Below are 20679 nucleotides of genomic sequence, written 5' to 3'. Positions count from 1 at the left end.
CGAGGAGTACACCGTGAACGCACCCAAGAAGTTCGCCCTGCTGGCCGGCGCGGCCGCCCTGACGGCCGGGCTCACCGTCACCTCACTGCCCTCGGCGACCGCCGCCCCGGCCAAGCCGGCCGCCGACTGCGGCGTCCACTCGGACGGCAGGCTCTACTGCGGGAACAGGGCCGGCGCGAAGGGCTACGCGGACCGCTCGTACCGTTCGGCGACGCGCGGCACGCTCAACACCACCTACAGCTGGTTCGTGTGCTGGGGCCCCGGCGACCCGCACCCGGGCGGCAACAACGTCTGGTACTGGACGCAGCTGGACAACGGCGCGTGGGGCAACGTCCCGGCCGTCGACGTCAACACGCCCAACGACCCTGCCTACGGCCTGCGCCAGTGCTGAGCCGCGCCTTCTGAGCAGGACTGCCGAGCACGACTGCTGAGCCGATCAGCGCGTGGGGCCCGCTCCCGGCCGGGAGCGGGCCCCACCGTTCGTTCTGCGCGGGCGGTCGGCGGACCGGCGCCGCGTCAGCTCGGCGGGTACGCGGCCGCCTTGAGGCAGCGGGCCAGGTGTGCGGTGTTCGCGGCGAGGGTCGCGGTGGTGCCCGCGGTCTCCTCGGGCGTCTTGTCCAGGTCCTGGTAGTCGGTGCCCTGCATCGCCTCGCCGACCCAGTAGGTGACGGCGCCGGGCGCCAGGCTGAAACCGACGTCGTTCAGGCCCTGGAAGAGATCGGCACTGACCTTGTGGGCACCGTCCTCGTTGCCGACGACGCACACGGCCGCGACCTTGCCGTAGGTGAGCAGGCGGCCCTCGTCGTCGGTCTCGGACAGTTCCGCGTCCAGCCGTTCCAGGACCCGCTGGGCGACGCTGGAGGGGTGGCCGACCCAGATCGGTGTGGAGATGACGAGGATGTCGCTGGCGAGGACGGTCCGGCGGATCTCGGGCCAGGCGTCCCCGTCGCCCATGTCCGTCCCCACTCCCGGTTTGACGTCGTGGTCCACGACCCGGATCACCGTGCCGCTCACACCGTGTTCACCGAGGGCCTCCATCGTCTGCTCGGCCAGCAACTGGGAGCTGGAGCGCTCCGGTGAGGGAGTGAGGCTGCACACCAGCGCCACGGCGCGCAGCGGGGTCGTCGGGGAGGCGGTCTGGCGGTTCTGTGTCGTGTCCATACGGACGCGGGTGCCCTCCCGCGGCGTTCTCTACCGGGCCGCTGGGCGCTGCCCGCACCGTCGGAAGACACCCCTGAACCACACGCTCGGTCACGGAAAAGGTGCGCTGGGTAGCGGACCGTGGCAGCGTCGGTGGTGCGGAGGCCAAAGAGGCCCTCCCGACGAGAGCAAGGAGCGTGAACCGTCATGGGCGGTATGCGGGACAAGAACCAGCAGCCGGGCAAGGGCCGCGAGGAGCAGGAGCACCAGCGGCAGCAGCGTCCCGGCCAGGACGCCGGATCCATGCGGCCGGCCGGTGGCCGTCAGCGCAAGCCGGGTGAGGTGTCGCACGACCGCGCCGTCGACGACGACATGCTGGGCGACGACGACATGGACATGCCCCGCGACGAGCGTCGCTGACCCGCGGCCGCTCGCACAGGACTCCGGCCGGTGGCTGACCACCGGCCGGAGTCCGCCGTGCCGGGCGGCTCGCGGGCGAAGGGGCCGGGCAGCCGGGCCATGCGGCCGCTCCTCGCGGGTAGGCGCATCGGCCAGGACCGCGTGCACGAGGCGCAAGGAGGCACCACATGGCCCGGCTGTCGGTGGAAGGGGCGGAAATCGTCGTCCGGCTGTCCATGCGCGAGCGGCTTGCCGTGCGTCGTCGGCACCACATCCGCGTCCCCGTCGCGGCGGTGCGCGAGGTCGCCGTGGAAACCAGCTGGTGGCGCGTACTGCGAGGGACGGCGGGCAGGGGCAGCTGGCACCCCGGGCACTGTGTGGGGATCAGGCGTTCACCGGAAGGCGGAGGGGGCGAGGACTTCGTCTCGGTACGCGCCCGCGGCCCGGTGCTCCGCCTGGAGCTGGCCGCTGGCGCCGAGTTCCGCCGGATCGCGCTCAGCATCCCCGACCCGCAGGCGACGGCGCGCAGGCTGCGTTCCCTGCGGCCCGAGGACCCTGCGCCGGACGGGGCGGGGCGGCAGGAAGAGGCGCGCGCCCCGCAGGCACCGCACCGCCCCCTGCTCCAGCACGAGGGGGGCACGGCGGACGACCACGGCCGCGCGCCCGGCGATCCTTCCCGGACCGGGACCGGCGCGCAGCCGAAGGCCGACGACGAGCGGGTACGCAGGGCCGACGAGGGCGAGTGACGCCGCGTGCCACCGCGCGCCCCGCGTCACAGAGCGCCCAGGATCTGCGGCGACAGGTTCTTGATCGTCGTGTTGGCCCAGCGGACCTGCCGGAGCGTGCGGGGGTGGCAGGAGGAGGCGAGCTCCAGGAGCCGGGGCTCCCGGGTGGCCTGCGCCGTCTGCGCGAGCATCTCCCAGTGCAGCGAGTTCTCGGCGGCGGCCAGGTAGAGGTCCTTGAGGTCGTGCAGCAGGAGCAGGCCGGGCTCGGGGCGCCTGCCGAGGGCCTGCGACGCCTTCTCCCGCAGCGCGGTGAGCGCTCCGCCGGGGTCGCGGTGTCCGGGCGGCCCGTCGAGGTCCAGCGCGTAGTGCCGGCCCGCCTCGGCCAGACGGGCGGCGTGCTCGTGGGACCACCCGGCGAGGTCGAGGGCGACGTGGTGGACCTCGTGTTCGGTGCGGTGGCGTTCGGCTGCCGCCCGCAGCTCGTCCTCCAGGTGCCGTTCACCGTGGTGCAGCGCGCGCAGGGTGAGGGTGATGCCGTTCATGGCCGGGCCGCCTCGTCGGGGGTGGAGTCGCCCCGGGGGACGTCCGTGCTCTGGGTGGCCCGGGCGTCGGGGCCGCCCTCGGTGGGACGGATCCCGTCGGGGCGGGCCGGGGCGGACGCGGTGGTGGTGGGAGCGGGCGCCGGGACTCCGTCGCCCCGCCTGACCAGGGTGAGGCGGGCCGCGGCGGTCTTGAACAGGGGCTGTTTGGACGCGGGGTCCCAGTCGGTGACGGTGGTCTCGTTCGCCGCCCGGCCAGGTCCTTCCCCGGACGGCCCGTAGCCCTCGGCGGTGTCCCAGTAGCCGTAGTGGAACGGGACGAAGAGCAGGCCCTCGCGGATCCCGGTGATGCGCAGCGTGCCGCGCAGGGAGCCGCGGGGTGTGGTGACGTCCACCAGGTCGCCCTCCGCGAGGCCTCGGGCGCTCGCGTCCGCGGCGGACAGTTCCACCCACACTTCGGGAGCCGCCGCGTTCAGCTGCGGGACGCGGCCGGTCTTGGTGCGGGTGTGGAAGTGGTAGAGGGTCCGGCCCGTGGTGAGCTGGAGCGGGTACTCCTGCGAGGGTTCCTCGTGGGCGGGCCGGTACTCGGCGGCCTTGATGACGGCCTTGCCGTCCGGGTTCAGGGAGCGGTACTCCACCACCTCCACGGAGGCACCGGTGACGAGGTCCTTGCCGTAGCTCTCGCAGACGTCAGGGTGGGCCCAGCTGATGCCGTCGGTGTAGAGGCGCTCGGTCCCTTCGGGACGGGTCTCGTCGCACGGCCACTGGATGCCGCTGCCGCCGCGCAGCTTGTCGTAGGTGATGCCGGTGTAGTCACAGGGCCGTCCGGCACTGCACCGCTTCCACGCCTCGAACGCCTCCTGTGGCCCGTCCCAGGTGATCAGCGGGCCGCCGTCCTTGTCACGGAAGTCCATGCGGCGCGCGTAGTCGAGGAAAATCGCCAGGTCGGGGCGGGCGTCCCCGGGAGGGTCGACGGCCTTCTCGCTGAGGTGGACCGTGCGGTCCGCGTTGGTGAAGGTGCCGGTCTTCTCCCCCCAGGTCGCGGCGGGCAGGACGACGTCGGCCAGTTGCGCGGTCTCCGTGAGGAACAGGTCCTGTACGACGGTGAACAGCCGGTCCTGGGCGAGGACCGAGCGGATCCGGCCGAGTTCCGGCAGCGATACCGCCGGGTTGGTGCCGCTGATCCAGAGCATGCGGAGCGACCCCTGCTCGGCGTAGCGGAAGATCTGCATGGCGTGCGTGGGCGGCGCGTAGTGCGGGATGGCCGACGGTTCCACGTTCCACACCCGGGCCAGGTCCGCGACGTGCCGGTCGTTCTGCCAGTTCCTGAACCCCGGCAGGTCGCCGTCCGCCCCGCATTCGCGGGTGTTCTGCGCCGTGGGCTGCCCGTTCATCTGGAGCACTCCCGCGCCGGGCCGGCCGAGCATGCCGCGGATCAGGTGCAGGTTGTTGACCTGTACGGCGGCGGCCGTGGCCTGGTGGGACTGGTAGACCCCCTGGAGGACGGTGGACAGCAGCCGCTCCGCGGAGCCGAGGAGTCCGGCTGCCTCGCTGATCGCCGCCGCGGGCACGTCACAGATCGCGGAGGCCCACTCGGGGGTGCAGGAGGCGACGCGCCGGCGGAGTTCCTCGAAGCCGACGGTGTGCGCCCCGATGAACTCCCCGTCCACGCGGTCGGTACGGATGATCTCGTGCAACAGGGCGTTGAGCAGGGCGACGTTCGTCCCGGGCCGCGGCGCGAGGTGGACGTCCGCCCTGCGGGCCACGCGCGTGGGGCGGGGGTCGACGCAGATCAGACGGGGCGGGTCGGCCCCGTCGAGCCGGTCCAGCACGCGCATCCACAGCACGGGCTGCGTCTCGGCCATGTTGTGGCCGAAGAGCGCGAGGGTGTCGGCGTGGTCGACGTCCGTGAACGAGCCGGGCTGGCCGTCACAGCCGAAGGACTCCTTCAGGGCTTCCCCCGCGGTGGCGGTGCACAGCCGGGTGTTGCCGTCGAGGTGGTTGGTGCCGATGCCGGCCCGGGCCAGCACGGCGAGGGTGTAGTACTCCTCCAGGAACAGCTGGCCGCTGGTGTAGAAGCCGATGGAGCCCGGGCCGCGCTTGTCCAGGAGTTCTTTCGAGCGGGCCGCGATGCGCCCCATCGCGGTGTCCCAGTCGCAGGGCACCAGTCGGCGGCCGTCGCGGAGGAGAGGGCTCGTCAGGCGGTCCGGGGAGGCGTTGGCCTGCCAGCCGAAGAGGTCCTTCGGGCCGAGCCGGCCACGATTCACCCGGTCCGCGGCGCGCCCGCGGACGCCCACGATCCGCCCGTCGCGGACGGCGATGTCCATGGCGTCGCCGTTGGAGTGCAGCAGGGACGCCGTCTGGACCCAGCGGTCGACCTCGTCGGTGGTGGTCCCGGGTGCGAGGTGCGTGTCGGTCCGCACGGGCCAGGCCGCTCCCCGCGCATAGGGCGTACGGCCGCCCCAAGGGTCCGCGATGCGGTCCACCGACGCTTCCATGACGCACCTCCACCGGTCTCCGGTACGTTCCCACCGACGCCTGCCCGGGGCCGGGCGGCTCACGCGGGCGCCCGGCGCCTTCCCCCGGACGGGGCAGCGCCCGCACCGGCGGCGGGGGGCCCGGCGGCGAGGAGCGGCGGCGGGGAGCGGGGGGCCGGCGGCGAGGAGCGGCGGTGGCGGGCGGCCCGGCCGCCGGGCCGGCCCCTCCCATGGGGCAGGATGGAAACTCCCGTTCGCAGGGCGCCCATCCGCCCGAACGGGAGCCTCCGCACGACGAACTGACAGGTGACAAGGTGACGACACACCCCATACGACGGCCTGCGGCGGCCGTCGCCGCTCCCCCGGTCCGACGTGGAACGGAGGGCCCGCGTTGAACCGGGACCTCGTCCTGCACGACTGGCTGGTGGCCGGGATCGCGCTGGCCGCCGGGGGTGTGGCCGCGCTCCTGCTGCGGGGGCTGCTGCGCTGGCTGGCCAAGCACGCCCAGCGGACCCGGTGGAGCGGCGACGACGTCATCGTCGACGCGCTGCGCACGCTCGCGCCGGGAGCCGCTGTGATCACGGGCGTGGCGGTGGCCGCCGGGACGCTGCCGCTGACGGCCAGGATCTCGGGGTTCGTCAACGCCTCGCTGACCGCCCTGCTGATCCTCTTCGCCACGTTCAGCGCCGCCCGGGTCATCGCGGGCCTGGTCCAGTCCGTGGCGCAGTCGCGGACCGGAGTGGCCGGCTCGGCGACCATCTTCGTCAACATCACGCGCATCGTGGTGCTGACCATGGGCGTGCTCGTCGCACTCGAAACGATGGGCGTGTCCATCGCGCCGCTGCTCACCGCGCTCGGCGTGGGCGGTCTCGCGGTGGCCCTCGCCCTCCAGGACACCCTGGCCAATCTCTTCGCGGGCGTGCACATCCTGGCGTCGAAGACGGTGCAGCCCGGTGACTACATCCGCCTCAGCAGTGGCGAGGAGGGGTACGTCGTCGACATCAACTGGCGCAACACCGTGGTCCGCAACCTGTCGAACAACCTGGTCATCATCCCGAACGGGCGGCTCGCCAAGACGAACATGACCAACTACACCCAGCCCGAACAGCAGTTGTCGCTGCTGGTGCAGGTGGGCGTGGGGTACGAGAGCGACCTGGAGCACGTGGAGCGCGTGACGCTGGACGTCGTCGACACCGTGATGGCCGACATCAACGGCGCCGTCCCCGAGCACGAGGGAGCGGTCCGCTTCCACACGTTCGCGGACTCACGGATCAACTTCACCGTGATCCTCGGCGTCGGCGAGTTCAGCGACCAGTACCGGATCAAGCACGAGTTCATCAAGCGCCTGCACCAGCGGTTCCGGGAGGAAGGCATCTCGATACCCGCTCCGACGCGGACGGTCGCCCTCCGGCGGGAGGACGCGCCACCGGTGCACCCGGTCCTGCCGCACCAGCGCGAGGGCGGGCGGACGACGGTGCGCTGATGCGGCCGGCCCGGGGCCGTGGTGTCATACGAAGGGCAGGCCGCGTGCGCGGCGGGACGGACCGGGGCGGAGCCATGGCCACACCTCAGCCGGGGGCGGGCGGGGGCGGCGACACCGTCGGGGGCCCGGCTGCGGGCGCCGGGCCGGCTGAGGAGCCGGCGCACGAAAGCCGCCACGCCGACTGGCTGGAGCTCTTCTTCGACCTCGTCTTCGTCGCCCTCGCCGCCCAGCTGTCGGGCCGGCTCCACGGCGATCCGAGTCCCCGCGACTTCGCGGTGTTCCTGGCGCTCTACTTCCCGCCGTGGTGGCTGTGGATCAACCTCACCGTGTCGGCGAACGTCTTCGCCGACAACCGCCCGCGCCGCCGGCTCCTCATGCTGTCCGCCATGCTCTGCCTCGCCGTCATGGCCGTCGCCGTGCCCGCGGCGGAGACGGACCGGGGGGCCTGGTACGCCCTCGGTTACGCGGGCACCCGGCTCGTCCTCCTCGGGCTGTGGTGGCCGGCCACCCGGTTCCCCGGTCCGCAGCGGGTGCCCCGCTGGCGTCCGCTGAGCTACTGCCTGGCCTCCGGCCTGCTGTGGGCCGGATCCGCCGCCGTCCCCGCGCCCGCGCAGTACGGCGTCTGGGCCGTGCTGATCGCCGCCGAGATGGTGCTGCTGCTGAGCTCGCGCGGGGCGGGCGTGCCCCGGCGTCTGGACACCGGGCACCTGGTCGAGCGGGTGGGGCTGGTCGTCATCATCGTGCTCGGCGAGTCCGTGATCGCCCTGGTGACCGCCACCGACCAGGCGTGGACGCTGCGGGCCGGGGTGACCGGCGTCCTCGGCTTCGTCCTGCTGGCCGCGCTCTGGTGGTCGTACTTCGACTTCGGCTCGGCCTCCGCGGAGCGCGTGTTCGCCGCGGCGACCGACCGCGCCGCCTATCTGCTCGCGCGTGACGTCGGCGGCTTTCTGCACTTCTTCGTGACCGCGGGCGTGCTGTGCATGGCCGGCGGGCTGTCGACCGCCGTCGCCGAGGCCGACCGCGGACACCTGCCGTCCGGGGCGCTGCGGGCCCTGGCGGGCGGACTGGCGCTCTACCACGCCGCCCACGCCTGCATCGGGTTGCGCTACCGCCGCTCCCTGCCCTCCGTCGCCGTGTGGGCGGTACCGGGCATCGGTGTCCCGTTGCTCGTCGTGTGGGGCGGCGCCCACCTCGCGCCGTGGCTGGCCGTCCTGCTCCTGGCGGCGGAGGCGATCGTGCACCTGCTGTACGCGCGCAAGGTGCTGCGGCGGCGCGATGCGGCGGCGGCCGAGGAGCATCCGTAAGGCTGTCCGGTGAGGCCCTGGTTGGGGCGACCGGCCCTATGTAATGTCACATCGCATGACGATCTTACGGCGCGTGGCGTCTGCCGCGTCCCTCCTCTGTGTCCTCCTCCCGTTCGCCGTCGCCCCTGCCGCGCACGCGGCCGACGGCGCGGCGTGCGGCACCTCCCTCGCCGCCGCGCCCGACGCCGAGCAGGCGCGGCTCGCGGACCCCCGCACCGCGGCGCTCGTGGAGCGCGGCGGCTTCGGGGACTTCGTACGTCGCTTCCCGACCGCCCTGTGCAGTGTGCGCGGCCCCGCCGAAGCCGGCCGGCTGCTCGACAGCTGGGGCGGGGCGCTGTGGCAGTCCGCCGTGCGCAGGGCCCAGGGGCAGCGGCCGGCCGGTGACCTGCCGGCCGGTGACGACCGGCCGCTGTACTGGACCCGGCTCGCCATGACCGCCCAGCTGGCGCGCTGGGACCCGGGGTTCGCCGTCGACCGCCCTGCCCTGCGCAGCCGTTTCGAGGACGCCTCGCGCGGCCTCACGGACAACGCGTTCCGGCCGGCGCCCGGGGTGCGGCGCGTGTTCATCAGCGGCTTCGACCCCTTCGGGCTGGACGCCGAGCTCCGCCGCGCGAACCCGTCCGGTTCCGCCGCCCTGCGGCTGAGCGGCCGTCGCATCACACTGGCCGACGGGAGCCCCGCCGAGGTCCGCGCCGTGGTCCTGCCCGTGCGCTACGCCGACTTCGACGCCGGGATCGTGGAGCGGGCCTTCGCCCCGAGGCTGGCCGGCGGCCCCGCGGCGGCGGACGTCATCACCACCGTCAGCCAGGGCTACCCCGGCATCTTCACCCTGGAGGCGTGGGCGGGCCGGGCCCGGTCGGCGGACCCGTACCCCGACAACACCGGCGCCCTGTCGGGCGGCACCCGGGAACACCCGGTGACCGCCCCCGGTCTCGGCCCGGGCGCCGAGTTCATCGCCACCACGCTGCCCGCCGACGCGGTGACCGGCGCCGTCCAGGCCCCCTACCCCGTCTTCCTCAATACGGAGGTCACCGAGATCCCGGCGGGCGGCACGGCGCCGGTGGACCGGGCCGACGGCCCCACCCCCGGCTCCCGGGCGGTGGAGGGCGGCGGGGGCGGCTACCTCTCCAACGAGGTGGCCTACCGTTCCAACCGGCTGCGCGGTGAGCTCGCCCCGGCGCTGCCGGGCGGCCACCTGCACACCCCGGTCCTGACGGGCCTGCCGGCCGATCCGCAGCTGCTGACCGGCCCGGAGTTCGAGCGCAACGAGAGCGCGATCACCGCGGAGGTCCGCGCGGTACTGGAACACGCGGCCGCGCCCACGGCCCGCTGATCCCGAGCAGGCGCGTCACGGGCGGGCTATACGATCTGACGCGTACGTCCGCCCGTCAGCCGAAGGAAGTCGACGACACCATGACGGTCCATCGACCGGGGCAGCCCGGCGACCTGCCCTCGCCGGAACTCCTATGGGCGCTCTGGGCGTTGCTCGCCGTCCTGGAGGCGACCACGGAAGCCGAGGGCCGCGGGGTGCACCGTACGGGCCACTGGATCACCGGCACCGGCCTCCACCTCGACGACGCGGGCTGCACCTGGTGGACCCTGTCCCGCGGCGGCGAGGGCCGCTACGTGCTCTACGGCGAGGACGAGTCGAGCGGCGTCAAGTGGCACGAGCCCCGCATCGACATGCTGGCGGGTGCGCCCCGGTGGCTCCCGCACGAGAAGCTGCGCGACCTGCTCGAAGGCTGGGAACTCGGCTGCGTCTACTGGTACGAGAACGGCTCCTGGGCCCGCGCGCCGTACCCGCAAGGCCTCGCCGACGACGGCCTGGACTGCGGCATGAGCCGTTTCCTGGACCGCGAGGAGGTGCTCGGCCTGCTGGCCGACTCCGACGAGCCGGTGGAGGGCCCGACGGCGTCCGTCCTCCTCGACGCCGCGGAGGGCTACCGCCTGTCCCCCGAGCACTTGGAGGAGCTCGCCGCCGGCGACCCGGCCCGGGACCTCCCGGCGATGCGCCGCGCCCTCGCCGCGTCCGGCCTCGCGGCGGCGCCGCTCCCCCGCTGAGCCGTCGGGCGTGGTTAACGTCGTCCCATGAACACGTCACTGCAGCCCTTCGAGATCCTCCTGGTCCCCACCCACGTCGAGAAGCCGGGGGAACCCCACCGGTCCGGCGACCCCGTACGTTCGGCCGTCGTGGAGCCGACCGGTGAGACGGGCGCCTCGGGGTACCCCCGTTACGAGGGGGGCGGCATGCTGGCGGACATCGACCCCGACAGCGGCACGGTGGAGGCCCTGCTCGTCGACGGCGCCGAACTGGACTACGGGCTCACGGCCGTGGCGAAGCGCCGCGGCAGGTGAGGCACCCGCGGCGCGCCCCGAGCGGCCGCCCCCGTCCGGCGCGGCGCCGCCACTCCGCCGGTCCGCGGCCCGGTCCGCATCTCGTACGGAACAGCCGGCGCGGCGCCGTGACACCCCGTCGGGAGCGCCCCACGGACCGGGCGTGATCGCGGCCGCCGGGCTGACCGGCGCGGCCGACGGGGACGACGGCCCGGACGACGGGACCACCCCTTGGCACCCGGCTCCCGCAGGCGAGCGCTGAACGGCGGTCCTGCGCCGTCATGCCGCGCCGAAGTCGGGGAGGGTGAGGGAGCCGTCGTCGGCGAGGGTGAAGCCGGGGTTGTGGGCGATCTCCCAGGGGTGGCCGTCGGGGTCGGTGAACGTGCCCGCGTAGCCGCCGTAGAACGTGGTCGCGGGAGGGCGGGTGACGGTGGCTCCGGCGTCGCGTGCCGCCGCGATCAGCGCGTCGACCTCCTCGCGGTCGCGCACGTTGTGCGCGAGCACGATCCCGCCGAAGCCCGCCCGGCCGGTGTCCTCGATCCCGGAGTCCGCCGCCAGCTCGGCGCGGCTCCACAGGACCAGGGCGAGGCCGCCGGTCTGGAAGAAGACGGTCTGCGACGTCTCCTGTCCCCGCCAGCCGAGGCCCTCGTAGAACGCCCGGGAGCGGGCCAGGTCGCCGACGCCCAGGGTGATCAGGCTGATGCGCTGTTCCATGGCCGGAAGCTACCACCGCTCCCGGCGGCGGCCCCGGGCTTGCTCCGTGCGGGTTGTCTTGGGTGCCCGTTCGGCGGCTCCGCCCGAGCGGGTGATCATCATCAAGGCTTCCCATCGTTTTGATGGTGTCATCGGGCCGTGGGCGATCCGGGAAGGCTGCGTGGCGATGACATCGGCACACGGGGCAGGACGAAACAGGTGGTGGGGCGTGCTCGCCGCGGTTGCCGGGGCGGCCCTCGTGGTGGCGGCGGCCCCGGGCCGACCGGTGGGATCCGATGCCTCGCGGCTCGCCGCCGAGGGCGCGGAGGCGGCCGTCACGCTGCTGGTCGGCAGGGCCCTGGACGACGGCCACGGCAACGTCACCGTACGGTGCCCGGCGGAGAAGGCCCTCCAGGCCGGACTGTGCGACGGCTGGCGGCAGCAGCGGGTGCTGGCGACGGCCTGGGGCGCCGGATCGGTCCTGGGCGGGCCGGCGGGTTCGGCCGGGCCGGCGCCCACGGTCGCCCTGCCCACCGACGCAGACGGTCCGTTGGAGATCACCCTCGCCGAACCGGGACGGCTCACCGACGTCACCGTCCACGACCGGCACGGGCGTTACGTGGGCGGCGCACTGGCCCCGGGGAACCGGCGCTGGACCAACACCGAACCGCTGCGGGCCGGCGAGGAGTACACGGTGCGGGTCGGCGCCCAGGACGCGGCGGGGACTCCGGTCGGCGTGACGATGGCGTTCCGGACCGCGCCGCCCTCGGACGACGGCCGGCTCACGGTCGAGTTCGGGCCCAAGGAGGGCACGTACGGCGCGGGCCAGATCGTGACGGCCACCCTCAGCCGCCCGATTCCCGCCACCGACCGGACGATCCGCGCCCGGGTGGAGCAGTCGCTCCAGGTGACGTCGGAGCCGGCGGTCGAGGGCGCGTGGCACTGGGTCGACGCCTCGACGCTGCACTACCGCCCGCGCACGTACTGGCCGGCCCGTGCCGTGGTGCACGTACGCAGCGGTCTGGAAGGGGTCGAGGTGGGCGAGCACGCCTACGGGGGCTCCTCGGACGGACTCGACCTCACCATCGGGGACCGCGTCGAGGCGGTCACCGACGCCGCGGAGCACGAGATGACCGTACGCCGCAACGGGCGGGTCATCCGGACGATCCCGGTCACCACCGGAAAGGCCGGCTTCCGCACCCGCACCGGTGTCAAGGTCGTGCTGGGCAAGGAGCTCGAGGTGCGGATGCGGGGGGACTCCGTGGGCATCGGCCGCGGCACGAGCGAGTTCTACGACCTGCCGGTCCGCTATGCCACGCGGGTGACGTGGAGCGGCGAGTACGTGCACGCCGCGCCGTGGTCGGTGGAGGCGCAGGGCGAGGAGAACGTCAGCCACGGCTGCACCGGCATGAGCACCGAGGACGCCGCCTGGTTCTTCGGGACGGTACGGGAGGGGGACATCGTGGAGGTGGTGAACAGCGGCGGCGAGAAGATGACGCCGTTCGGGAACGGCTACGGCGACTGGAACCTGGACTGGCGGGCCTGGCAGGAGGGCAGTGCTCTCGCCGCCGCCCGGGAAGCCTCCTCCGCGGTGCCGGCGGCGGTCCGCGCCTCCTCGCGGCTGCGGCCCCTCACCTGAGGGTCCGGCCCAACTCACGGTTCGTGACGGCGGGAATTCGGCTGGTGATAAATAGATGAAAGACTGACTGAATTACCGTCAACAAGCCTGGACCTTATATCTCGATTACATAACGAGATGACCATAAAAGGCCTGGACCAATAACGGTTGACGCGCGTATACCCCTTGTGGCACAAGGGATCTGACCGTTCATCAAATACGTTCCGGTAGGTAACGGTCCGATATCTCGGACTGCTTTCCCGTTTGTCCGAATTTTCCACGCAAACCGTCTGGCAGGCTTCCGCGCACCCACTCTTCCGACCACGAGTTGAGGTGCGCATGACTAGACATCGCAGACGAGAACACCGGCGTAAACCCCGGCGGTTCATACTCATCACCGCCGCCATGGCCACGGCGGCGGTGATCGCGGGGGGAGTCGCTTACTCCGGACTGGGTGACGGCGCCCAGGCGGCCCAGCCCGTACAGGCCGAAGCGCTCGGCTCGCAGACACCCGCACCGGCCGCCGCACCGGCCAGGGACCAGGAGCCGGCGCCCCTGGGGGGCGCGCCCGCCAACGAGGACGCCCGCGGCATGGTCTACGACGGCCTCAAGGCCGCGCAGAAGGGCGACCGTTGCGTCGGCGTCTACCGCACGGAAGCCGGGCAGTGCACGCACGGCCCCGACGCGCCGCCCAAGGGCGTCGACATCAAGGCCGAGATACCCCCCGCCGTCAAGACGAAGGCGGCCGCGGCGGATCCGGCCCACCCCGAGGCGAGCACCCCCGCGAGCACCGAGGCCGACGGGCGTCCTCAGGACGCGCCCGCCGCCGACGCCCGCACCGCCAAGGCCGCTGCCGCCGCCCCGGCGCCCGCGCCCTCGTCCGCGGGCAAGGCCGTCGCCACGGGCCCCGCCGGCCAGACCGTCCAGTGCGACGGTGACGGCAGCACCGGCAACCGCGTCCAGGTGGTCTACGTGCACGGCCCCGACCGCGACCGGTACTCCGAGTACGTCGCCTCGTTCCGCAAGTGGGCGGCCGACGCCGACCTGATCTACTCGACGAGCGCCCAGGAGACCGGCGGCATCCGCCACATCCGCTACGTGACGGCCGCCGACTGCACCCCGACGGTGCTGAACATCGAACTCCCCGCGTCCTCGCTCTCGGAGTTCAGCGCGACGAACAACGCGCTGGCCGGCAAGGGCCTCGACCGCCGCGACCGCAAGTACATGATCTTCGCGGACACCCAGGTCTACTGCGGCATCGGCACGTTCAACGGCGACGAGCGCGCCGGCCAGGACAACCTGAGCAACTTCGGCCCCTCCTACGGCCGTACGGACTCCGGCTGCTGGGGCGGCCACACCGCGGCCCACGAACTCGGCCACAACCTCGGCGCGGTGAACAACAGCGCCCCCAACACCAGCCGCGGCGCGCACTGCACGGACGAGTACGACGTGATGTGCTACTCGGACACCCCGTACTACCCGCAGATGCGGTACGTGTGCTCCAACCAGGCGGCCGAGAACATCCTGGACTGCAACCACGACGACTACTTCCACACCAACCCCAAGCCTGGCAGCTACCTGGCCACGCACTGGAACATCGCGAACAACCAGTTCCTGATGCGCACGGGCGGCGGCACCGACCCGAACCCCAACCCGAAGCCGACCCCGACGCCCAGCCCCAACCCGACCAAGAAGCCCACCGGCGGTCCCACCGTGACGGCGGGTCAGCTCAAGGCCGACTCGGTCGTCGTCAGCTGGCCCAAGGTGGAGGGCGCGGTCTGGTACCAGGTGCTGCTGAACGGCAAGCACCTGACCTGGACGCAGTCCCAGGTACTGCGCATCTACAACCTGCAGCCCGGTACGGACTACAAGGTCGCCGTATCGGTGCGCGACGGCGCCGGCCGTGACAGCGGCCCCGGCAGCGCCGCGTCCTTCCGTACGCCCGGCGCCGGCGGCGGAGCCACCACCCCGGGCAGCCGCTACACCCTCGGCAACGGCAGCACCGGCATGTCCGCCGAGCTGTGGGGCGGCCGTACCGCCGACGGCACGGTGCTCGTCGGGGCCCGGGCCAACGGCTACGCGCCGCAGCAGTGGTACTTCGACGACGCGGGCGGCGGGCTCGTACGGATCCGCTCGGCGGCCTCCGGGAAGTGCCTCCAGACGGGCAGCGCCCCGGCCGCCGGCGTGTGGGTCGCCCAGCAGCCGTGCGGGAACAACTCCGCCCAGAACTGGCGGGTTTCCTCCCGCGCGGGCGCGGTGACCGTCACGGACGCCTCCGGCGGCTACGCGCTGACCGTGAGCAACCGCCCCTACTACGGGGACTGGCTGCTCGACCTCCAGCGCGCGGACGGCCGCGCGACGCAGGTGTGGACGGTCCAGAAGGCCGGCTGACCTGCCGCACGCACCGGGCAGTGGAGCGGGGACGGCCGTCCCCGCTCCACTGCCCTCCCCTCATCTTCTCCGCCCCTCCTCCCCGACCCCTCCTTCTCCACCCCACCGCAATGGGAGCACCACGACGATGCGACGCAGACGACACTCCTTCCAGGCCCTGACCGCCACCGGTTTCCTGGCCCTGGCCCTCACCCGGGCGCTCGTGGCCCCCACCGCCGCCCAGGCGCACGGTGACACCGTCAAGGTCGTGATCACGGGCCAGCGGGACGGCCACCTCACCACCGAAGTCACCTGGGAGAACGACGGGGACGCCGTGGACGAGGCGGTAGCCGCCACGGTGAACGCGACCAGTGCGGACGGCTCTCGCACCGCGGGTCCCTGGCGGCTGGTCCGCGATGCCGGTGGCGGTGGCGGTGCGGGGTGGAGCACGGCCGAGGTCCTGCCGCCGGGCGCGTGGAAGGTCTCCGTCGACGTCGGGTTCCCGGCCCTGGGGCACGCGGAGAAGGAGATCGCCGTACCGGTGGTCGACCCCCAGCCGTCGGCGGCCGCGCCGTCACCGGCCGGCCCGGCGCCGTCCTCGGCGGGTCCCGCGCCGTCCTCGCCGGGTCCCGCGCCGTCCTCCGCAGGCTCCGCCCCGGCCGCGCCCGTTGCCGCCGGGGCGGCCGAGGCGTCCGGCGACGGGAGTGGCTGGTGGTGGACGACGGCCGGGGTGGCGGTCACCGCCCTCGCCGGGACCGCCGTCGGTCTGTGGCTGCGGCGCGCCCGTAGGCGTTAGGCCGGACCGGGCCCGGTCACCCCTGGCAGATGCCCCGTTCGTAGTCGACGGTGGCGGTCGCCTTGGAGTACTGCCACTGCGGGGCCAGCAGCTGCGCGTCGAGCTGCTGGGCCGCGGTGGGGCTCTCCACGACGTAGCCGAAGTCCTGGAGCCAGGCCGGGTACAGGTTCTTCGAGCCGATGTAGAAGGCGGAGCCGTCCACCGAGACCAGCTTGTGGTGCTGGGCGTACGGGTGGCCGTCCGTCCACGTCGGGTCCTGTGCGGCGCGGAAGGTGGCCAGTTGGAGGTTCGAGCACATCGCGGCGCCGGCCGTGCGCCGGTCCCCGGTCAGCAGGGCGAGCCGGTCGCGGAGCGTGTCGCTGATCTCGGAGAGGGACTTGATCTGTGAGTAGCCCCCGCTGCCCACGGCTCCCCGGTTGGCCGGATCGCTCACCACGATGCGCACCTTGACCCCGGCGGCCATCTTGGCGGCGAGGGCGTCGTAGACGCGGACGTCGTAGCGGGGCAGTGGCGGGCAGGTCGCGTTGAGGTCCTGCTGGGAGATCTCGATGTGCCGGCCGGCGCTGGAGATCAGGGTCCGCAGGGCGCTCTCCTCCGGGTTGACCGTGTCGTAGTCGCGGTCGGCGTTGGTGTTGTCGTGGAGGCCGACGCCGCACTTGGTGTCCGCGGCGGTGGGCAGGGACGGCCGGAAGGCGGAGGCGGGGTCGTCGCGCTTGATGCCCACGCCCAGTCCGCCGACGGCGATGACCGGTACGGTGCCCCGAGCCTCCGGCCGCGCCGCGTCCCCGGCGAGCGAGGGCATGCAGGCGGCGGCGTTGGAGGAGGCGAACCAGACGCTGCCGAAGTTGCCCTTGTTCTGGCAGGTCCAGGACCACAGCTCGTCCAGGTACCGGCCCGCGGACGCGGCCGCGGGCCCCGTCAGGGCCATGTCGACGTCGGCCACCGGGTGGGCGGTTTCCAGGTAGTCGCCCTTCCAGCTGTTGATGCCGCCGCTGATCACCGATCGGCCGTCGACCACGAGGATCTTGGAGTGGTTCCAGGAGAAGGCGGTCTTCGACGTCGTCATCGACGCGACGTTGAGGTCAATGGAACGGGCGTCGGCGCCGAGCTTGGCGACGAGGTCGTCGCGGTACTTGGACGGCAGTACGTTCAGGTGGTAGACGGGCGCGGCCCCTACGAGGATGCGCACCTTGAGCTTGTTGCCGCGGGCCGCCGCTGCCTTGAGGCCCGCGACCAGGGCGTCTTGGAACGCTCCGTCGGGGAAGGGTGCGAGGGTGGAGACGTCGACGGTGCCCGTGGCCGAGGAGACGTTCTCGGTGATCTTGGCCAGCAGGCGCTCGGTGCCCGGCCGCGTGGCGCAGGTGTCGTCGCCCCAGCAGCCGGGTGTCTGCAGCAGCCAGTCTCCGCCGCCCGCCGAGGAGGCGTCGAGGGCGTTGCCCGCGGTGCGTTCCCAGACCCGGCGTTCGAGTCCGGGGGACACCTGACGGAGCGTCCCTTCGACCGCGTCGAGGTGCGGGGTCGGCGAACCGGGTTCGGCCGCCGCCGCGCCGGCGGGCAGCAGAGCCAGCAGTACGGCCGCTGCGGCGGCCCGGGTGAGCAGGGAGGAGGGACGGCGGAGCGAGGGGCGGGGCAATGTACTTCCTTGGGCGAGAGCCGTGGACGAGGAGCCGATCAAGATCGACTCGCGGGAAGTTACCACCGCGTAGGGAGGTGCCCGGAATCCCCTGTGTCGGATTCGGCCACCCCGCGGGCAGCGGACGGCCGGGCACGACCGGGCACGCAGGCCCCGGGTGCCCGGCCGCCGCCGCGGCTGACGGGGGATCAGCGCGCGGGACAGGTCTTCCAGGCGAAGTGGTAGACGGTCCGGATGTCACCGTCCGCGGAGTCCATGGCGACGAAGCTGTTGGTCTTGGCCGGGTCCGAGGCGCCCGCGCTGACCCGCAGTTCGGTGTTGATGTTGAAGTTGCGCTGCACCCCGCACGGCGCCCACACCAGCTGGTCCCAGTCGGTGGAGTCCGTGACCTGCCAGTCGTTGTCGAGCGGGCCGTTGAACGCGTGGGTCCTGCTCGCCGTGTCGGGCGAGCCCTGGAAGTAGTAGGAGGCCTTCTGCGTCGCTCGCGCGCCGCGTTCCAGATGCGCGTAGCCGCGGTAGTCGGCGCTCGCGACGGCGTAGGAGTAGCCCTGCGGGACGTGGACGATCAGGTTGATCTGGCAGTTCTTGCGGAAGTCGGTCGGCTGCGCACCGAGGCCCACCTGTGCCAGGTACTGACTGTAGGTGACGGTGAAGGCGGTGTGGTCGGGGGCGAGGGCGACCGCGGCGGTACCGAGCGGACAGCCGGAGCCGTTGACGGAGGCGACGTCGATGACGATCTTGTCGGGCGGCGGGGTGAAGGGGGCGGGAGCGGACGTAACCAGCGCTGAGCCGGCGAGGAGCGCGGCGGTCGCACCGCTCACGAATAAGACACCGGGCATGATGCTCCGATCGGTTGTCGGTGGCCTTGCCTGATGTGGGGGACGTCCGGCCGCACGGCGGAGCGGGTTGCGGACCGCTTCGGATAGTAGGGACCCGCCCGCGCCCGCAGTAGGTCGCATACCGGCCGAAGAAACCGACCGTGGCGCGGGGCGCTGCTGCGCCCCGGCGTACCGGCGGGCCGGCGGGCCGGCGGGCCGGCGGGCCGGCGGGCCGGCGGGCCGGGTCAGGGCAGGGTGGGGTCGACCGGGAGGATGCGGGCCATGAGGAGGGCGACGTCGTCGTGGTCGCCGGGGCGGCGCAGGGCGCGCAGGAGCAGGTCGCAGGTGGCCTCCAGGGGGCGGTGGGGGCCGGCCAGCAGGCTGAGCAGGAGGTCGAGGCGCTCGTCGAGGGACTGGTCGCGGGTCTCGACGAGCCCGTCGGTGTAGAGGACGAGCTGGTCGTCGGGGGCGAGCGCGATCCGGGTGGTGTGGAAGGGTACGCCACCGACCCCGAGCGGGGCGCCGGTGGGCAGGTCGAGCAGTTCCGGGAGCCGGCCGGGGCGCATGTGGACCGGTGGCAGGTGCCCTGCGAGGGAGATGTGGCATTCGGCGCGCAGGGGGTCGTAGACGGCGTAGGCGCAGGTGGTGATGGTGTGTTCCATGCCTGCAGCGGCCTGGTCGAGGTACTGCAGGACCTGGGAGGGGTCGAGGTCGAGCTGGGTCAGGGTCCGGGTCGCGGTGCGCAGCTGTCCCATGGTGGCGGCGGCCGCGATGCCGCTGCCCATGACGTCGCCGATGACGAGGGCGGTCTTGTCGTCGGCCAGCGGGATGACGTCGAACCAGTCGCCGCCGATCTCGCTGGTGGCCCCGGACGGCTGGTAGCGGTGGGCGATCTCCAGGCCGAGCCGGTGGGCCGGCTGGTGCGGCAGCAGGTTGCGCTGGAGGGTGAGGGCGGCGTGCCGCTGGTTCTGGAACAGCCGGGCGTTGTCGACGCAGACGGCCGCCCGCGCGGCCAGTTCGACCGCCAGGGTGACGTCGTCCTCGTCGAACGGTGCCGGCGTGCGGGCGCGCATCATGCCGACGGCGCCGATCACCTCGCCGCGGGCCACCAGCGGGACCGCCAGGTAGGAGTGCACCCCGGCCGCGGCCAGCAGCGCGGCGGCGTTGTCGTCCCGGGCAATGCGGCGCAGGTCCGGGCCGCTCACGCGCGCCAGCAGGACGGGGCGCCCGGTGTTCACGCAGTGGGTGATGACGCGGTCGGTGTCGTACTGGGCGAGTTCGCCGGCCGGGTCGGTGGCCTGGGCGGCTCCCGTGGGGTAGGCGGTGACCACCGCCAAGGCCCGGAAGCGGGCCGGTCCGGCCGGTTCGCCGGTGGTGCGGCGGCCGTGCAGGACGCTGTCGAGCACGTCCACGGTGGTGACGTCGGCGAGCTGGGGTACGCACACCTCGGCCAGTTCCCGCGCGGTCTGTTCCAGGTCGAGCGTGGTGCCGATGCGTACGGAGGCGTCCGCCACCACCGCGAGGCGGCGGCGGGCACGGGCGGCGTCGGCGGCGGCCCGGTGCTGCTCGGTCACGTCGACCACCGAGACGGCCACACCCAGCGGGTGCCCGGCCGCGTCGTCGAGCCGGTAGTAGGACACGGACCAGGCCCGCTCCTCGGGGTCGACCGGGGTGCGGCCGGTCACGAACTGGTCCAGGAGCGGTACGCCGGTGGCGAGCACCTCCCGCATGGAGGACTCGATGGCCTCCACGTCCAGGAAGGACAGGGCCTCGCGGACGGTCCGGCCGAGGTGCTCGGAGGCGGGCAGGCCGTTGATGTGCTCCAGCGCCGGGTTGACCAGCACGTACCGCAGCTCCGTGTCGGTCACGCCGAGGCCGATCGGGGACTGCGAGACCAGCCGCAGGGACAGGGCCAGGTCGCGCTCGACACGCCGCAGCGTGAGGTGATCGGTGGCGATGCCGAGGGCGTAGAAGTCCCCGAGGTCGTCCTGGAGCCGCATGTTGCGGAACTCGACCAGGCGGGAGCTGCCGTCCTTGTGCCGTATGGGGAAGCTCCCGGCCCAGCGCCGGCCGCTCTTCATGACCTGGGTGAACAGTTCGACCACCAGGCCGCGGTTCTCCTCCGACACCAGCAGCAGGGCCGCGGGCCGCCCGAGCGCCTCCTGCGCGGAGTAGCCGAACAGGTCCTCGGCCTGGGGGCTCCAGAACACGATGCGGCCGCGGTCGTCCAGGACCACCGCGGCGAGGCTCAGTACGTCGAGCAGGCCGCCTGTCGACCCCGGATCCGCCTCCGTGCTGTGGATCTCGGCCCGGAACGCGTCGGACGTGCTCATGGCCCGAACCCTTTCCG

General features: G+C 73.2%; 18 protein-coding genes. 11 read left to right on the top strand and 7 right to left on the bottom strand.

Going from position 1 to position 20679, the window contains the following annotated elements; genetic code table 11:
• The first annotated feature begins 13 nt into the window (after positions 1–13).
• The gene (locus OG861_RS28330; protein ID WP_329192765.1) at positions 14–391 is read left to right on the top strand and encodes a hypothetical protein; all 378 of its coding nucleotides are present in this window, start codon (positions 14–16) and stop codon (positions 389–391) included.
• Positions 392–516: 125 nt separating this feature from the next.
• On the opposite strand, the gene OG861_RS28325 is transcribed toward OG861_RS28330, so the two are convergent.
• Complete coding sequence (locus OG861_RS28325) at positions 517–1161, bottom strand: flavodoxin family protein (RefSeq protein ID WP_329192767.1); 645 nt, start codon at positions 1159–1161, stop codon at positions 517–519.
• Between the two features lie 186 nt (positions 1162–1347).
• Between OG861_RS28325 and OG861_RS28320 the strand changes: the two genes are divergently transcribed.
• On the top strand, positions 1348–1560 hold the full coding sequence (locus tag OG861_RS28320; RefSeq protein ID WP_329192769.1) for a hypothetical protein: 213 nt from the start codon (positions 1348–1350) through the stop codon (positions 1558–1560).
• A 167-nt stretch (positions 1561–1727) separates the two neighbouring features.
• On the top strand, positions 1728–2285 hold the full coding sequence (locus tag OG861_RS28315; protein ID WP_329192771.1) for a hypothetical protein: 558 nt from the start codon (positions 1728–1730) through the stop codon (positions 2283–2285).
• 26 nt (positions 2286–2311) lie between these two features.
• On the opposite strand, the gene OG861_RS28310 is transcribed toward OG861_RS28315, so the two are convergent.
• Together OG861_RS28310 and OG861_RS28305 are read right to left on the bottom strand one after the other, a co-directional pair.
• Complete coding sequence (locus OG861_RS28310) at positions 2312–2806, bottom strand: hypothetical protein (RefSeq protein ID WP_329192773.1); 495 nt, start codon at positions 2804–2806, stop codon at positions 2312–2314.
• Positions 2803–5301: a molybdopterin oxidoreductase family protein gene (locus tag OG861_RS28305; protein WP_329192776.1), complete on the bottom strand. Its 2499-nt coding sequence runs from the start codon at positions 5299–5301 to the stop codon at positions 2803–2805. Before OG861_RS28305 ends, OG861_RS28310 begins: the two co-directional genes overlap by 4 nt.
• A 370-nt stretch (positions 5302–5671) precedes the next feature.
• On the opposite strand from OG861_RS28305, the gene OG861_RS28300 reads away from it, so the two are divergent.
• The 5 genes from OG861_RS28300 (at position 5672) to OG861_RS28280 (ending at position 10422) form a co-directional block, all read left to right on the top strand.
• Complete coding sequence (locus OG861_RS28300) at positions 5672–6763, top strand: mechanosensitive ion channel family protein (RefSeq protein WP_329192778.1); 1092 nt, start codon at positions 5672–5674, stop codon at positions 6761–6763.
• A 74-nt stretch (positions 6764–6837) separates the two neighbouring features.
• Positions 6838–8067, top strand: coding sequence for a low temperature requirement protein A (locus OG861_RS28295; protein WP_329192780.1), 1230 nt, complete (start codon positions 6838–6840; stop codon positions 8065–8067).
• A gap of 55 nt (positions 8068–8122) precedes the next feature.
• On the top strand, positions 8123–9400 hold the full coding sequence (locus OG861_RS28290) for a pyroglutamyl peptidase (RefSeq protein WP_329192782.1): 1278 nt from the start codon (positions 8123–8125) through the stop codon (positions 9398–9400).
• An 80-nt stretch (positions 9401–9480) separates the two neighbouring features.
• Complete coding sequence (locus OG861_RS28285) at positions 9481–10128, top strand: hypothetical protein (protein ID WP_330261896.1); 648 nt, start codon at positions 9481–9483, stop codon at positions 10126–10128.
• Positions 10129–10155: 27 nt separating this feature from the next.
• Positions 10156–10422 carry a hypothetical protein gene (locus OG861_RS28280; protein ID WP_329192786.1) on the top strand — a complete coding sequence of 89 codons (267 nt, stop codon included), beginning with the start codon at positions 10156–10158 and terminating at the stop codon, positions 10420–10422.
• A gap of 258 nt (positions 10423–10680) precedes the next feature.
• Here OG861_RS28280 and OG861_RS28275 read toward each other — a convergent pair whose 3' ends face one another.
• Positions 10681–11115 (bottom strand): VOC family protein, encoded by a 435-nt coding sequence (locus tag OG861_RS28275; RefSeq protein ID WP_329192787.1) that lies wholly within the window; start codon positions 11113–11115, stop codon positions 10681–10683.
• Positions 11116–11515: 400 nt separating this feature from the next.
• Between OG861_RS28275 and OG861_RS28270 the strand changes: the two genes are divergently transcribed.
• The 3 genes from OG861_RS28270 to OG861_RS28260 all read left to right on the top strand — a co-directional run bounded on the left by OG861_RS28270 (position 11516) and on the right by OG861_RS28260 (position 15878).
• Complete coding sequence (locus OG861_RS28270; RefSeq protein ID WP_443056745.1) at positions 11516–12733, top strand: Ig-like domain-containing protein; 1218 nt, start codon at positions 11516–11518, stop codon at positions 12731–12733.
• Positions 12734–13117: 384 nt separating this feature from the next.
• A complete protein-coding gene (locus tag OG861_RS28265; RefSeq protein WP_329192790.1) occupies positions 13118–15103 on the top strand; it encodes an RICIN domain-containing protein in 1986 nt (661 codons plus the stop codon).
• A 127-nt stretch (positions 15104–15230) separates the two neighbouring features.
• Positions 15231–15878: a hypothetical protein gene (locus tag OG861_RS28260; protein WP_329192792.1), complete on the top strand. Its 648-nt coding sequence runs from the start codon at positions 15231–15233 to the stop codon at positions 15876–15878.
• A 16-nt stretch (positions 15879–15894) separates the two neighbouring features.
• Here OG861_RS28260 and OG861_RS28255 read toward each other — a convergent pair whose 3' ends face one another.
• The 3 genes from OG861_RS28255 to OG861_RS28245 all read right to left on the bottom strand — a co-directional run bounded on the left by OG861_RS28255 (position 15895) and on the right by OG861_RS28245 (position 20662).
• The gene (locus OG861_RS28255) at positions 15895–17511 is read right to left on the bottom strand and encodes a phospholipase D-like domain-containing protein (protein ID WP_329192794.1); all 1617 of its coding nucleotides are present in this window, start codon (positions 17509–17511) and stop codon (positions 15895–15897) included.
• Positions 17512–17699: 188 nt separating this feature from the next.
• Positions 17700–18350, bottom strand: coding sequence for a DUF4360 domain-containing protein (locus OG861_RS28250; RefSeq protein WP_329192796.1), 651 nt, complete (start codon positions 18348–18350; stop codon positions 17700–17702).
• Between the two features lie 224 nt (positions 18351–18574).
• Positions 18575–20662: a SpoIIE family protein phosphatase gene (locus OG861_RS28245; protein WP_329192797.1), complete on the bottom strand. Its 2088-nt coding sequence runs from the start codon at positions 20660–20662 to the stop codon at positions 18575–18577.
• Between the last annotated feature and the right edge of the window lie 17 nt (positions 20663–20679).

Source organism: Streptomyces sp. NBC_00539, from assembly GCF_036346105.1.
Lineage (GTDB): Bacteria > Actinomycetota > Actinomycetes > Streptomycetales > Streptomycetaceae > Streptomyces.
This window is presented reverse-complemented; position numbering and strand designations above follow the sequence as displayed.

Coding starts and splice junctions, on each gene's coding strand:
- OG861_RS28310 (WP_329192773.1), bottom strand. CDS start 2,806: ATGAACGGCATCACCCTCACCCTGCGCGCGCTGCACCACGGTGAACGG.
- OG861_RS28245 (WP_329192797.1), bottom strand. CDS start 20,662: ATGAGCACGTCCGACGCGTTCCGGGCCGAGATCCACAGCACGGAGGCG.
- OG861_RS28275 (WP_329192787.1), bottom strand. CDS start 11,115: ATGGAACAGCGCATCAGCCTGATCACCCTGGGCGTCGGCGACCTGGCC.
- OG861_RS28305 (WP_329192776.1), bottom strand. CDS start 5,301: ATGGAAGCGTCGGTGGACCGCATCGCGGACCCTTGGGGCGGCCGTACG.
- OG861_RS28280 (WP_329192786.1), top strand. CDS start 10,156: ATGAACACGTCACTGCAGCCCTTCGAGATCCTCCTGGTCCCCACCCAC.
- OG861_RS28285 (WP_330261896.1), top strand. CDS start 9,481: ATGACGGTCCATCGACCGGGGCAGCCCGGCGACCTGCCCTCGCCGGAA.
- OG861_RS28260 (WP_329192792.1), top strand. CDS start 15,231: ATGCGACGCAGACGACACTCCTTCCAGGCCCTGACCGCCACCGGTTTC.
- OG861_RS28295 (WP_329192780.1), top strand. CDS start 6,838: ATGGCCACACCTCAGCCGGGGGCGGGCGGGGGCGGCGACACCGTCGGG.
- OG861_RS28265 (WP_329192790.1), top strand. CDS start 13,118: ATGGCCACGGCGGCGGTGATCGCGGGGGGAGTCGCTTACTCCGGACTG.
- OG861_RS28325 (WP_329192767.1), bottom strand. CDS start 1,161: ATGGACACGACACAGAACCGCCAGACCGCCTCCCCGACGACCCCGCTG.
- OG861_RS28250 (WP_329192796.1), bottom strand. CDS start 18,350: ATGCCCGGTGTCTTATTCGTGAGCGGTGCGACCGCCGCGCTCCTCGCC.
- OG861_RS28290 (WP_329192782.1), top strand. CDS start 8,123: ATGACGATCTTACGGCGCGTGGCGTCTGCCGCGTCCCTCCTCTGTGTC.
- OG861_RS28315 (WP_329192771.1), top strand. CDS start 1,728: ATGGCCCGGCTGTCGGTGGAAGGGGCGGAAATCGTCGTCCGGCTGTCC.
- OG861_RS28320 (WP_329192769.1), top strand. CDS start 1,348: ATGGGCGGTATGCGGGACAAGAACCAGCAGCCGGGCAAGGGCCGCGAG.